General features: G+C 35.2%; 13 protein-coding genes and 1 other RNA gene. 5 read left to right on the top strand and 9 right to left on the bottom strand.

Features of this window, described 5'->3' with window-relative positions:
* Positions 1-21 precede the first annotated feature (21 nt).
* The 3 genes from DKG80_RS03250 to DKG80_RS03240 all read left to right on the top strand — a co-directional run bounded on the left by DKG80_RS03250 (position 22) and on the right by DKG80_RS03240 (position 1,566).
* Positions 22-447, top strand: a complete 426-nt coding sequence (locus DKG80_RS03250) for a peroxiredoxin (RefSeq protein ID WP_221409037.1) — start codon at positions 22-24, stop codon at positions 445-447.
* A gap of 99 nt (positions 448-546) precedes the next feature.
* Positions 547-644: signal recognition particle sRNA small type (gene ffs / locus DKG80_RS03245), an RNA gene on the top strand.
* Between the two features lie 211 nt (positions 645-855).
* Positions 856-1,566 carry a cell division ATP-binding protein FtsE gene (locus tag DKG80_RS03240; protein ID WP_109829846.1) on the top strand — a complete coding sequence of 237 codons (711 nt, stop codon included), beginning with the start codon at positions 856-858 and terminating at the stop codon, positions 1,564-1,566.
* Positions 1,567-1,810: 244 nt separating this feature from the next.
* Here the strand turns inward: DKG80_RS03240 and DKG80_RS03235 are convergent, their stop codons facing one another.
* The 5 genes from DKG80_RS03235 to DKG80_RS03215 all read right to left on the bottom strand — a co-directional run bounded on the left by DKG80_RS03235 (position 1,811) and on the right by DKG80_RS03215 (position 6,440).
* On the bottom strand, positions 1,811-2,212 hold the full coding sequence (locus DKG80_RS03235) for a hypothetical protein (RefSeq protein ID WP_109829845.1): 402 nt from the start codon (positions 2,210-2,212) through the stop codon (positions 1,811-1,813).
* Positions 2,213-2,308: 96 nt separating this feature from the next.
* Positions 2,309-4,198, bottom strand: coding sequence for a mucoidy inhibitor MuiA family protein (locus DKG80_RS03230; protein ID WP_109829844.1), 1,890 nt, complete (start codon positions 4,196-4,198; stop codon positions 2,309-2,311).
* A 148-nt stretch (positions 4,199-4,346) separates the two neighbouring features.
* Entirely contained in the window at positions 4,347-4,805 is a 459-nt protein-coding gene (locus tag DKG80_RS03225; protein WP_109829843.1) for a GNAT family N-acetyltransferase, read from the bottom strand.
* A gap of 343 nt (positions 4,806-5,148) precedes the next feature.
* On the bottom strand, positions 5,149-5,517 hold the full coding sequence (locus DKG80_RS03220) for a VOC family protein (protein WP_109829842.1): 369 nt from the start codon (positions 5,515-5,517) through the stop codon (positions 5,149-5,151).
* A gap of 125 nt (positions 5,518-5,642) precedes the next feature.
* Positions 5,643-6,440 carry a hypothetical protein gene (locus DKG80_RS03215; RefSeq protein ID WP_109829841.1) on the bottom strand — a complete coding sequence of 266 codons (798 nt, stop codon included), beginning with the start codon at positions 6,438-6,440 and terminating at the stop codon, positions 5,643-5,645.
* A gap of 439 nt (positions 6,441-6,879) precedes the next feature.
* On the opposite strand from DKG80_RS03215, the gene DKG80_RS03210 reads away from it, so the two are divergent.
* Entirely contained in the window at positions 6,880-7,878 is a 999-nt protein-coding gene (locus DKG80_RS03210; protein ID WP_109829840.1) for a metal-dependent hydrolase, read from the top strand.
* Between the two features lie 64 nt (positions 7,879-7,942).
* Here the strand turns inward: DKG80_RS03210 and DKG80_RS03205 are convergent, their stop codons facing one another.
* From DKG80_RS03205 to DKG80_RS03195, 3 genes are all read right to left on the bottom strand, one after another.
* Entirely contained in the window at positions 7,943-8,362 is a 420-nt protein-coding gene (locus tag DKG80_RS03205) for a hypothetical protein (protein WP_109829839.1), read from the bottom strand.
* A 28-nt stretch (positions 8,363-8,390) separates the two neighbouring features.
* Positions 8,391-8,603, bottom strand: coding sequence for a helix-turn-helix transcriptional regulator (locus DKG80_RS03200; protein WP_109829838.1), 213 nt, complete (start codon positions 8,601-8,603; stop codon positions 8,391-8,393).
* 959 nt (positions 8,604-9,562) lie between these two features.
* On the bottom strand, positions 9,563-11,611 hold the full coding sequence (locus tag DKG80_RS03195; protein WP_185140155.1) for a hypothetical protein: 2,049 nt from the start codon (positions 11,609-11,611) through the stop codon (positions 9,563-9,565).
* Positions 11,612-11,946: 335 nt separating this feature from the next.
* Between DKG80_RS03195 and DKG80_RS03190 the strand changes: the two genes are divergently transcribed.
* The gene (locus tag DKG80_RS03190; protein WP_109829837.1) at positions 11,947-12,357 is read left to right on the top strand and encodes a hypothetical protein; all 411 of its coding nucleotides are present in this window, start codon (positions 11,947-11,949) and stop codon (positions 12,355-12,357) included.
* 17 nt (positions 12,358-12,374) lie between these two features.
* Here DKG80_RS03190 and DKG80_RS03185 read toward each other — a convergent pair whose 3' ends face one another.
* Entirely contained in the window at positions 12,375-12,998 is a 624-nt protein-coding gene (locus DKG80_RS03185; protein ID WP_109829836.1) for an HD domain-containing protein, read from the bottom strand.
* Positions 12,999-13,047 lie beyond the last annotated feature (49 nt).

Genomic DNA, 13,047 nt, shown 5'->3' with positions numbered 1-13,047 from the left:
ATGCTAAATAAAGGATCAAAAATGCCAGCTTTTAAGTTGCTGGATCAAAACAAAGAAGAGGTAGAAAGTAGTTCTCTTTTAGGTAAAAAAACAGTTATTTTTTTCTATCCAAAAGACGAAACTCCAGTCTGTACGGCAGAAGCTTGTAGTTTTCAAAGTGAATATGAGACCTTCAATGATTTGAATGCTCAAGTAATAGGAATAAGTGCAGATAGCCCTGAATCTCATGCTAATTTTGCTTTGAAACATGGCTTAAAATACACATTACTTAGTGATGAAGACAAATCTGTAGAAGCGTCTTTTGGACTCAAAAGGTCGTTTTTTGGCTTAATGGCTCAGCGTGTAACTTTTATTTTCGATGAAGATGGAATCTTAATTGAGGTTTTTGAATCAAGGTTCAATGGCAAGAAACACATGCAGGAGGCTTTAAAAACTTTATCAAAATAATTCTCCCTGATATACAAAGAGTTAAGACGCTATAGAAAATTTGAATTGCAAATTCAGTTAATAACATTCGGATAATAAGAAATTAGAACTAGTTTTGCAGCGGCAAATCGATACGACCAGCTCCTATCGAACTCCCCCAGGTCTGGAAAGAAGCAAGGGTAGATAGTCGTAGCGGTGCGATGTTGGTTTGCCATTTTTATTTCCTTTCCCTTCGTTTCTTCCTTATTTCTATAATCCCTAATTAACCAGACTAAGGTTTTATATTATTTTTCTATTTTCGTGCTGATGAGTTAGTCGTAAGTTTCATTTACCTTCTCTAAGGAAATTTATCAACTTTATTCATACTCATCTCTAATTATAATCGATTAAACTCTATAGTTTCACCTAGCGATTAAATCTACTAATAATATGGAATTTGAATCAAAACCTGTGATTTCTGTCAAAGAGACTGACATCTACCAAGAAGACAATGCCGTTTTAAGAAATATAGGTTTTGAAATTGAAAAGGGTGAGTTTGTTTACCTAGTAGGGCGAACAGGTAGTGGAAAGTCCTCTCTGCTCAAAACTCTTTACGCAGATCTTCCTTTGATCAATGGTGAAGTGATCGTCGCTGATTACAACATTGGCAATATAAAAAGTAAAGACATACCATTCCTTAGAAGGAAAATCGGCATTATTTTTCAAGATTTCCAACTCTTTGCTGACCGCACAGTTACGGAAAATCTAAATTTCGTCATGAAGGCAACTGGATGGAAAGACAGAACCAAGATGAAAACCCGATTGGCTGAAGTATTGATGCGCGTAGGACTAGGAGCAGCCGCAGATAAAATGCCACATCAGCTATCCGGAGGAGAGCAGCAAAGAGTGGTGATAGCGAGAGCTCTTCTAAACGAACCTCTTATATTGATCGCTGATGAGCCTACTGGAAACCTTGACCCCGAAGTATCTGATGGTATTTTTAATTTATTTTTAGAAATCAACAGAAGTGGAACAGCTGTTTTAATGGCTACCCACAATCACAAATTCATAAATGACTATCCTGCTCGTACTTTGAAATGCGAAGAAGGCAACCTACTCGATTCTTTAAAAGAGAAATTCGAACTTAGCGGTCATTATTAAATACAAAAATAGATTGAGTACTAAGGAAGAAAACTTTCAAGTACAGAACAAGGTCATCTCTTATTAGTATTCTTAGTATTCATTGATCATAAAAAAGCCCCGATAAATCTCTCTATCAGGGCTGTAATCAAAAACAACTTCTTTAATTGGTTGGATGGTCAGAGTAATTATTTACCGACTTCCAAAAGTAAGTGATTAATCTGCTATTTTCTATAGTGTGATCAAATAAACGTAAAAATAACGTTCAATACATTAATATCTTACTTGTTAGATACACTCCTACAGAAAGTATGCCTAGCCCAAGCGAAACATAAGAGGAATTAATAAGCTTCATTCTTACTGACTTATATTTTTTAATCTTAGTCCAATTTTGTTTTGACTCCTCCTTTTCGAGCTCTTGCGCAGTAGCATAGAACCTCCGCGCATCCACCCTTAACTCAATCAAACAAAAGATCACCGTACTCAAAAAGGAAAGCAAAGCAATCAACAATGATGTCTTCTGTAACAATGTAAATTTAAGAGCATCATTACTAGTTAAAGCCACAAAAAACACACCTGTACCTCCAGATGCTACTGAAAGAACATAAGCTTTGAGAGTATTTCCTGATTCTTTGGCAAGTTCGTGATAGCGATCATTATCTTCCATAGCAATATCTAAATAAACTCCGAAATTAGCTGTTTTTGTTTAGAGATTGATAGAGCAGCAGTTTCAAAGAAAACTTTGTTACTTCAAACTCATAACCTATTCCACAGTTAGATTCTTATTTTTCGGATGCTTCACAGAGTATTTGAACTCTATTTTCTTAGATTCTGATGGTTTTAGAATGATATCCCAAGAAACACTGCCAGTTTCTTCAGCAAACTCACCACTTGAAATATCAATAGGTGTAACTTCAATTTCTTGCATTGTAGAGACAGGTATCTGATCATCTATCGTTATATCTATCTCCTGACTTTTATTATTCTTAATCACTATTTCATACGCTCGAGATATTTCTTTTTTACTACCGATAAACTGCTTGTTCGTAAAATCTCGTACCTTCTTACGACTAACCGAAATCTGCTTATCTCTCCCCAAGGAAATCTGCATTGTATCTGAAGCGTATTTCACATCCAAAACTGTTTTTCCAATATACGTACCTTCAAAGAATAGATTAGCTTCTCCTTCTAACAAGTTATAAGCTTCCCAATTTGTAACAGAAGCAATCAAGAAAGCATCCTTGTTAATTTTAGGAACCGAATAATAATGGTATTGAGCATCCAACAGATAAGCATCAATATCAACAGTATACTTTTTATTATCAGAATTAATAGAATAAGGTCTTTTAATTGTAAAATCTACCGAAGTCTGTCTTTCTACCTGAGTAATAGGGATTCCATTTCTTTTATCAGACAGATTAGACTTAACCCGTACTCCTCTTTCTACATTGACGCCAGCAACTGCACCTGATAAAGCATATCCTATATCACTAGACTCTCCATACCCTACGACTACAACTTCTTCTAAAAGGCTTTCATCAAGTTCCATTGTAACGTTGAGTGCATTTCTAGAAATTGTTCTTAACTGATCCTTATATCCAATAAAAGAGAACTTTAAGCTTTGGGCATAATTAGGTATGGTAATATCATATTTTCCATCAATATCTGAAATGGTTCCAATCGTGGTTCCTTCGATCAATATATTTACCCCTGGCATTGGTGCTCCATTCTCATCTAACACTACTCCAGTAACTCTTTCTATATCCACATTTTTATAACTCGGAGGCAAGGTATAATAATCCAAAAAATACGTCTTTAGCTTCGGTGCTACACCAGAGACATTTGGATCTGCTGAAGATAATTTGAGAGAAACATTATCCCAAGAAACCTTTGTATCCTGTTTTACATTGGCCTTATAGGTTAAACTAATAGGTTCTTCAATATTATTCGCTCTAATATCATAAGACGGAAACCAGCTTGCATTACTTACCAAATAAGCTAATTCAAATAAAAAAGTACCTTCCTTTTTTGAATCCACGCTAACTAACACCTCTCCAGTAGGATATTCTTTAGTATCGTAGCGTTTCTTAATCTTGTCATTAAGATCCTTCTTATCTTCCTCAAGCTCTTTTGATTGCCTATCAAGATCCAGTTTCTCCATCATCAATGAAGTAAGCTCATCACTATAAAACTTATATGTACTTTGAAGGTCGTTAACCGAGGTGGTCTGATCAGAACCAGAAATCACCTTATTGTCTTTCAAAAAACTAACTCTTTCAAGAATTATCGACCGTTTTAGTGAAATTATCTCGATTTTATCCTGAAGTTTTTGAACTTCATTCTCCAACTCAACAAGTTCGTTATCCTTCTTGACACTTGCAGAATAATTCTGCTCATGACTCACAGACAATACTATCACCTCGCCACCGACCTTCACCTTAATACTTTTGGCATCAATAAAAGGTGAAAGCCCTGTGAACCTAACAACAGATTTACCTTTTGGCAATTTGACGTTTTTCCTTCTAGTTATTTGGGCTCCCTTTAAAAATACTGTCACATCCTTTACCGATGTTTTGACTTTTTCCTCAGGAATTTCTTGAGCTAATAAGTTGAACGTAATCCCAATAAAAACTAATACAAAAAGGTATTTCATAAGATTAATCAAATTCTAATTCTTGAAAATTAGTGTAAACTAATCACAAACTATTTAATAGATAGTCATAAGGCTTTACCGTACGTACATCATTGAATAATTAGAAACCCATAAGACTATTTATTAAAGGTCTTTAAGGGAAAAAACTTCAAACCCACCTCTCCAGTACAATTTTATGTTTGCATGGAATACCATTTTCAACAATGGGATCGTGGTAGTGATCCACAAAATAATTGTTGATGATCTCTCGGATCTCAAAACCTTCTTTCTGATAGAGAGCTAACTGACCTATACTAGAATTTCCCGTTGCGATTTCTAGTTTTACCACTCCTTTTTGAGAACATACTTGAAGAGCATATCTAATTAATTTCTTTCCTATGCCCCTTCCTTGTTCAGATTCCTTTACTGCTAAATTTTTAATCTCTGCACTATCAAAACCTTTATCAGAAATAACTATCACCCCTATCACTTGGAAGCTTGACTTAGCTATATAAATCATACTTGTTGACAGATAAGAATCTATTTTCTCTCTATCAGGATCAGCTAACTCAAGAAGATGATAAGGTACTTGGTCATTTGAGGTCAAAGGAGTTATTTCAAAAGACATATTAATTAATCAAATTCTATTTTATCTCTGTCAAAAATTGGGGTATTGTATAGTAACAATATTCATCTTGAAATTCTACGAAAACAAGAATAGATCATTACGGATCTGAGGCTGATACAAACAGTATCTGTCAGATCTCGAATAGCTCTTCTCCAATATCTTGAGAAAAGCATCCGACATGACCAATACTATTATAGAATCCAACAGACTCTTTCTACCAGTGTTAATTGAATATTGATAAAACTCCCCGACTCTAGTGTATAAGGTATCTTCTAAATTTTTCAAATCCGATCAAAGAGTCGGTTAATTCAAACCATAGAGCTATCGTCCTGCGATTAAATTATTATTTCATCGAGTGAAGAGCCACTTGATTACCTTCCGAATCGATGAACTTAGCCATAAACCCGTTTTCACCGATATCAGTTTTGGCAAGTGTCACCTTCCCTCCTGCTTCCTCTACTCTAGAAAGAGGAATTTGTAAATCATCACCACCGTTCAAATACACTAATGTTCCTGTAGTAGACGGTTCAAAACCTTCGCTTTTCAAAATACACCCACCGATTCCATTTTCTAGATCGGCAGGAAAAAAAGCTGATTTCATCCCTCCCATGTCGAAAGGCATCATCTTAGCCCCTAGTACTGTTTCATAAAAAGTCTTGGCTCTTTCAAAGTCTATTACTGGTATTTCGAACCAGTTGATTGCATTTGTCATGTTGTATGGTATTAGTGATTAAAAGTACTCCTAAAGGTACAGCATCACATTAACAAAGCTGTGACCTGAGTGTTAAGTATAACATGTAACTCTTTTAAACACGCTCAATACCATTTGACTCTCTTTCATACCTGGCTCAACACCATTCTCTTTTTCACTTCTCTAAATAGCAACAAGTAAAGAGTCGCAGCTATAAACGAGACTAGAGTTCCCCAGTATATCCCTAATACCGGATAAATTAGAGAGACCACTAATGAGTATATAATCAAAGAAAACACCCCTATTGGTACATTTTTAATGATCGTGTGTACATGATCTTTAGTATAAGTGAAGTGAATAATTAACATAAAAGGAAATAGAGTCGTCGGAAATGCTGAAAAGAGCCCTGACCAAGATGCTCCTACATAGTTGGGGAGACTTGTGATTACCACTATTATCAATGCTGCGAAACTACCTCTCAGTAATAAGGTTCGATAACTAAGCTTAGCTCGGGATTGAATATCAATATTTTTAATATTTCTAAAGGCAAACGCAAACAAAACTGCTATCGTGGAAGGAATCAAAAATGCTATATACCTATTAACTTCTATATAATGTATCGACCAAACCACAACTAGATATACAAGTATCCCAGATATGGAAGACCACAAAATACTGAACTTATTAAAATATGTAGAAGCCAAGTAATAGGCTAAAACAAAAAATAATGCTGCTGACAATCCCAGCATATTATAAATGGCACTATCTGCTGCAAACTCTGGACTTACTTCCAAGCCAAAGAAAAAGAGAGAGATAGCAGAGCCTGTAGGATAAGCGGATAGAATACCAGCTACTTTAGTACTTACATTTTCAGCTAAAAGAGAAAGGCCTACTACAAAGGAAATAGCTATAAGTAGCTTAACAAAAAAGAGTGCTTCTATCATGTTCAATTGAGACAGTTTAAGATTTAAAATACTTTTCTATCAACTCCATCATATTCGATCATTCCACCTAAGAACATGACTATACTATGGAGTACAATTTTCTTTTAGCTTATCACTATCACTTTGACTTGAATCCGAACACCAACGACTTTTAGAAATCTAATGTTACAGATATCTAGTTATTTTTTTCACCTTATTTAATTCAGTCTCAGGTCACCACCTCATTAAGGTTGATAATCAAACATTTATATATTTTCAAAATAAAATCCTAAAATACACTTCATACCATAGACTACAAAGTTTTTATAATTCTTCCTCTTCCTTTTTAACCTGCTTAATGCGTTAGAAAAATTATCCCAAGTTTAACTATGGAATATTTGTAAGTCAGAAAGGGCCAGTATCACTGATTCGCTGATCATACTGTAAGTTTGAACCTGATATGGATTCTGTAACACAAATAGTATTAGGCGCAGCTGTGGGAGAAGCTGTTTTGGGTAAGAAAGTGGGGAATAAGGCTATGCTCTACGGAGCTATAGGTGGAACAATTCCAGACTTAGATGTAATAGCCTCTCACTTCACCGATACAGTGACTGCACTAGCCGTACACAGAGGTTTTACTCATTCCATAGTATTTTCAGTCCTATTTGCGCCATTTTTTGGATGGATCGTATCGTTATATGAACGACTCAAGGACTTCAAAGCATGGTCTTGGCTATTTTTCTGGGCATTCATCACACATCCTCTACTAGACGCTCATACTACATGGGGTACACAGCTTCTATGGCCATATGACCTTCGACTTGCTTATAAGACCATTTTTGTCATAGATCCATTATACACGCTGCCTTTTTTGATTTGTTTGATTATCACGATGATTCATAGACGAACAAATCCTAAACGTCAATTTTATAATAAATTAGGCCTTTGGGTTAGCTCATCCTACTTGGCTATCACTGTATTTCTTAAATGGTTAACCTACTCAGAGTTTGAAGTAGCGCTGAAATCTCAAAATATCTCATACACTCAACTAGATACAAGACCTTCCCCACTAAATACGATCCTCTGGAGTGCCAACGTGGATACTGATGAAGCCTATCTCCTAGGTAATTATTCATTTTTTGACACGAAGCCTATCGAATTTATTTCCTATCCTAAGAACCATCATCTTCTCGGAAGTTTATCTGACAATGAAAAAGTCAAACAAATGATCAATATTTCGGAGGGCTGGTATACTATCACTAAGAAAGATAGAATACTATACTTCAATGACCTTCGATTTGGACTTATGAGTATGGAAGCTGATGCTAAAGACTTTGTATTTAGCTATCAAATCGTAGCGGACGATTCTGATCATGTACAGTTCGTCGAAGTCAAAAAAGAAAAACGAGATGCTAAAAAGCTTTTGACCCAGCTATGGGGACGTTTGAAGGGTAATTGAATTACAAAGCAACTTACCTCCATTTATTCCTATAGCAAAAACTTAGTAGCTATTCCAGAAAGTGTTAAGCAGTAAGAAGTCTCTCTATTTCTATCACTTTATCTTCTCGACGTTGCTTCTCCGATTTTAAATCATCGATCTTAAATTGTTGAAGAAAAGCCTCTTCGTCAGTCAATACTTTAATAGTACTGCTATTGATAGTTCTATCCAATTCTATTTGGATCTTATCCACTGTCAGCTTTTGGTCATTAATCATTTTCTGAGGAGTATCTGTATGCTGTAGGTGAGTTAACAAACTTTTAGCATTTGTTAGACTCTCTTTCAATCCATCAATCTCGCCTAGAAATATTTCTTTCTTGAAAAGTTCTGTAGACAATAATTCTTGTATTCTGACAATATATTGATCTAACTCTACAGCCTCCACAGACAATTTATCTCTCAGGTATCTTAGTTGTATCTGTGTCATTTCTTCTAATGCTATCATATTCTATTTTTGTTAATTGAAGAATGAACTACCTAGACAACCTTGCTAACTCTCTTACACTTTTGCCCATGATTGCTTCTAGCCGTTGCAAAGTAATAGCATTAGGAAAATGAATAGCCCTTTCTACTTTAGAGATAGTCGTTTGATTGACTCTAAGCTCTTTTGCAAATTGCTTTTGATTTAATTTAAGATACTTTCGAGAGTATAGAAATACCCTAGCACAAATCTCATTTATATCCATAGTATACTGGTTTCAACAGCAGGGCGTAGCTTGTTAGGTTTTTATCATACAATCTTCGATGCATACATCGGGTTCAACCCGTGCCCTGAGTGAATTATAATAAAATTCCAGAATATACACTACACGGATGGGACTTAGAATTTTTAAATCCGCTTTATGTTGTTAGAAAATTTATTTCAATTTTAAAAAACTTCAACCCAATAGCTTTACTTGGTTCTAATCATTCATTAAAGCGGCACCAAATCTGTCAAAACTCCTTAATTTATTGTTGTTCAACTTTCACTGCATAGTTCCAAAGTATAAGTCGGTCTGAAGATGAATAACCATCCTGCTATTTTAATACCTCAAACAAAAAATATAAGATGTAAATCATACAACCTATCTATCAAAAAAAATATGCACACCCTAGTCCCCTTGCATATATGCATACCCTAACCCCCTTGCATATATGCACACCCCATATAGTGTGCATAATTTCTATTTGACCCTTTTAAAAATATGCACACCCTTAGACCCTTGCATATATGCAAGGGTCTAAGGGTGTGCATAAAATATATTTAACCCCTTTTTTCTTGTTCAGACTCTATAAAATCTATGCATAGTACTATTTCCCCACAGGTTTTCCGCTTGATCCGAGATTAGTACAAAGACACTTAAAATATAAAGGTGACTCCGTACCACTTTACATTAGACACTAGGAGTTATAATCTTTCTTGGTAAGAGGACAGGAAATTTGTTGAAGAAGATGTGTACACATATCAACCTAAGTAGGAAGACACTGAAATCTAAGATATGATCTCTAATTAAATCCCCAGAAAACCCTTTATAACTTTGAGAGTTTTCATTACAGATGACACCTTTTGGATACGCATAAATAAACTGGTCACGCATCATTTGGATGATATTAAAAGTACGTACATGTTTGAAGCTTAATCAAACATGTACGTATGTATGGCTTTTTAATTCAACGAAATTTTAAAGCTACCTTCAGATACCTTTCCATCGCTAAAAGTCACCTTGTAGCCATAAGCTGGAATTCTAATTCCGTCTTTTGTATCCTGATCTACTGGACCCAAATTAACTATTACCTCAGTGCCTGATGAAAACTCTGAACGTTGTAATTTAAAATCATCACTTAGATATTCATGATTTGTCAATTCGGCAAAGAATGTTTCTCTATTTACTGGACTGACTATCTCATTAGCCATTTTTATCATTTCTTTCATTCCTTCGAATTCATATGGAGAGAAAAAAATCGTCGTTCCCATACCAAAAAGTATATTCCTCAACGATTTAACTCTAAAGTCTCCATTGATGGAAATTTGATTATCTGGATCTTGAATCTTTCCAAAAATGGCAATTGCATCATGATACACTAAATTGAACAATGGTGCCCTGTGAGAAAACTGCACCAAATTTGGATTTGGTAAATAGGTCAATCCTTCAAACATATCAAAGTAAGGTATAAATTGTTGTTGTCCGTGTTCAGTACCATTTACCAGATTCAATGAATCTACATATTTCGCCAAATTATATAATCCCGTATTGTCTTCGTCTGGAAAAGTAGCAAACGAAATGTCCGTAATATCAGCCTCCAGCTCTAGAGCTGATATCTCTTTGTGCAAGCTTTTTTGGGCTAACCCTAGTTGTTTATCCTGATCTATATTAGCCCATCTACTTCCTGTATTTTTGAGTTTCCCTTCATTATCGGTAGCGAACAAATCTGTGTCAAAATTAGGAGCATGCTCTAAGGTGGCCGAATATGCATGGTATGATGAATATAGATACCCATACTTTTTCGTCAAGTCCACAGCCTTTTTAAGCCCAGATACTCCACCTAAGTTCTCATTTATTGGCCAACAATTCGGAACAAAATTTGAAAACACACCCCAAGCATGGAAAAATGCATTGTCCACTCCAAGTTCCTTATGAGTAGCTTTGATAATGTCCTGCAAGTCTTTGAAAGTAAAAGCCATACCTGGCATCTCTACATAATGAGGGTATGCTCCATAGACCCCCATATATATTGCACCGGATAGTTTATTCACATCAGGGTCTCTTTTTGCTTTTTCCTTTAATGATAGAAAATACCCATCCTTAATAGCTTGTTTTCTATAGGCTTTCGCCATTTCGACATGTGTACCTTCAGGAATAAACTCGTAAGTAATCAATTTACGTTCATTCATTCTATTCAAGTTCCAAACCGGATCTAAGAATTCAATTCTTTTGTAAGGAGACATCACTCCTTCCTTATTGAACAGATATTGGCCATTATTATTGATATTGAAAAACATTTTAGGTCTAGCAGATATGTCCACTATTCCAACTACTGCCGTCTTCTCAGTATGAGTTCCCCACCATGGCATAGTCAGACCATTACCATTATCAAATAATGGTAACTTCCCTCTAGTTTTCCCATAATAGGTAGCATCATCCCATAGACAGAAAGAACCTCCATTCATCGGAAAAATGTACGATGGACAAATTACACCTTGTTTCTGTGGAATTACAGCAGCCCCTTTATCAACATCGGTCTCTAAGCTGAAGGCTCTTACAGGGTATCTTAACTCGGTCAAGGCATATCCCCCTTTGTTCACAGATACTACCTCGACCTCCAATTTCATAAGGTTCTCTATGAGTCGCAACTCAGTATCAATACTAATTCCTCTAGCTACTGAACCGTCCTTAAAAACAGGATTTGTAAACGCAATTCTTACTTTGTAATCCCCTTCTTTCTTAACTTGAATTTTTTCACAAAGTGAAATATTCACATCCTCTATTTTCCCTTTGTTTCGGATAGACAAAAGCCCTGCTGCTTTCACCCAAGGATCTTCCTTCCACAGGTGATTGGACTTTTTTTCCAAAACTGAAAAGGAGCCTGTTGACTCATCAATAGTTACTTTGATTTGATCATTTTCAAGAACTATTGGTGACGATTCTCCATGCGCCAGGGAATATGAGAATAGTACCACAGTAGTTAGAAAAAGGATAGATAATAAACGTATCATTTAAATTAATTGTGTTAATAAATTGAAATTAATTGAATTGGCTTGTCTTCACTGAAGAATCATATACCAAGGTTTAAATTAGACCTCGGGTCAAACTGCCACTGAAATCTAAAACCAGACCATGATAGTTATCTACCATCTTTTTCAATTAGGTTATTTCATAGAAGAGATAGATAAAATAGTACTATCACTCGATGAAATATGATGTCAATACCCGAATCAGACTGATCTCCTCTTCGTCGACAGATATTGTTGTTTGAACGACAATTTTTAATTAATCATTATTTTTTAGATTTCTTTAGTTGTTTAATGAATGATAACTAAAACAATATGATATGACAGATTCTGATTTTTTTGAAGTACGGAATGAGGACAATGAAATATTGCATGTGAAACTGAAAGGCTTTTGGAGTAAGACCGATGCCGAAACAGAAGGAGAAAGATTGATCCAAAAATTCGAATCAGTAGTAGATTCTTTCGAATCAAAAGATTTTATAACACTTGCTGATTTGAGTGAGTTTGGAACACCGACTATTGAAACTAAAGCGGTAATAGCTAAATGCATGAAATATGCATTAGATCACGGCATGTACAAATCTATTCAAGTAATCAATAGAAGCGTGACGAAGATGAGTATCGATAAAACTGCACAAAAAGTAAGCAGCAAGGATTTCAGAATAGTAGTAACTAGTCTAGAAGAAGCGAATGATTTAATAGCCGAAATTAGAACCGACAAATTAACATGACCCAAATACTTCTGAACTCATAGACCACCAATTTCCATTTCTATATTATCCCTCGCCTGTATTTCCCAATTTTCAAAAAATAAATTCGTTTGATATATTCTATCAACATTTAAGAACTCTAGAAGTAGTTTCTTACGCCCTCGATTATATAAGAAGTCAGGATATAAGCCATATTCCTTTCTTATTTGTTTAGTGTATGTTAGGTACCCTTCTTGATCGGCAGCCAAGATAGAGAGGTCAATATCCAAAAAGAATTTAGCATCAAAAGAATCTAGGCCTTTGGGCAACCGGTGCGACTTCGTAGCAATTATTATTTCTTGACACTCAGAGATTACTGACTCTTCGACTCCCAATTGAGTTAAATGATTTCTTGCCATCTCTGCACTACTTTCTTCATTGTTGCTTTTGGAGACATTGTAGATTACATCATGATACCATACCGCAAATTCAATGGTTTGAGGAGATTTTAAAAGGTATCTGTATTGCTGTACTAGCCTTAGAAGAGCTGTAATATGATTAAGATTGTGATAATGCCTCTTAGAATTACTGTATAGTTCGATTATTTGATTGTAAAAATCAGTCTTAACATCTGGTAGATCACAGGTTAATTTATCCCAACGACTTTGAAGAAATTCTATCATAAAATTTATTCTTATTTTCGAACCTTTCTATGAGACTGGTAAGATCAAC

It is taken from the genome of Reichenbachiella versicolor, assembly GCF_003171675.1.
GTDB lineage: Bacteria > Bacteroidota > Bacteroidia > Cytophagales > Cyclobacteriaceae > Reichenbachiella > Reichenbachiella versicolor.
Note: the sequence above shows the minus strand (reverse complement) of the source record. Positions and strands in the feature narration are given on the sequence as shown.

Coding starts and splice junctions, on each gene's coding strand:
- DKG80_RS03230 (WP_109829844.1), bottom strand. CDS start 4,198: ATGAAATACCTTTTTGTATTAGTTTTTATTGGGATTACGTTCAACTTA.
- DKG80_RS03200 (WP_109829838.1), bottom strand. CDS start 8,603: ATGGATATAAATGAGATTTGTGCTAGGGTATTTCTATACTCTCGAAAG.
- DKG80_RS03190 (WP_109829837.1), top strand. CDS start 11,947: ATGACAGATTCTGATTTTTTTGAAGTACGGAATGAGGACAATGAAATA.
- DKG80_RS03235 (WP_109829845.1), bottom strand. CDS start 2,212: ATGGAAGATAATGATCGCTATCACGAACTTGCCAAAGAATCAGGAAAT.
- DKG80_RS03210 (WP_109829840.1), top strand. CDS start 6,880: ATGGATTCTGTAACACAAATAGTATTAGGCGCAGCTGTGGGAGAAGCT.
- DKG80_RS03240 (WP_109829846.1), top strand. CDS start 856: ATGGAATTTGAATCAAAACCTGTGATTTCTGTCAAAGAGACTGACATC.
- DKG80_RS03220 (WP_109829842.1), bottom strand. CDS start 5,517: ATGACAAATGCAATCAACTGGTTCGAAATACCAGTAATAGACTTTGAA.
- DKG80_RS03225 (WP_109829843.1), bottom strand. CDS start 4,805: ATGTCTTTTGAAATAACTCCTTTGACCTCAAATGACCAAGTACCTTAT.
- DKG80_RS03250 (WP_221409037.1), top strand. CDS start 22: ATGCCAGCTTTTAAGTTGCTGGATCAAAACAAAGAAGAGGTAGAAAGT.
- DKG80_RS03205 (WP_109829839.1), bottom strand. CDS start 8,362: ATGATAGCATTAGAAGAAATGACACAGATACAACTAAGATACCTGAGA.
- DKG80_RS03215 (WP_109829841.1), bottom strand. CDS start 6,440: ATGATAGAAGCACTCTTTTTTGTTAAGCTACTTATAGCTATTTCCTTT.
- DKG80_RS03185 (WP_109829836.1), bottom strand. CDS start 12,998: ATGATAGAATTTCTTCAAAGTCGTTGGGATAAATTAACCTGTGATCTA.
- DKG80_RS03195 (WP_185140155.1), bottom strand. CDS start 11,611: ATGATACGTTTATTATCTATCCTTTTTCTAACTACTGTGGTACTATTC.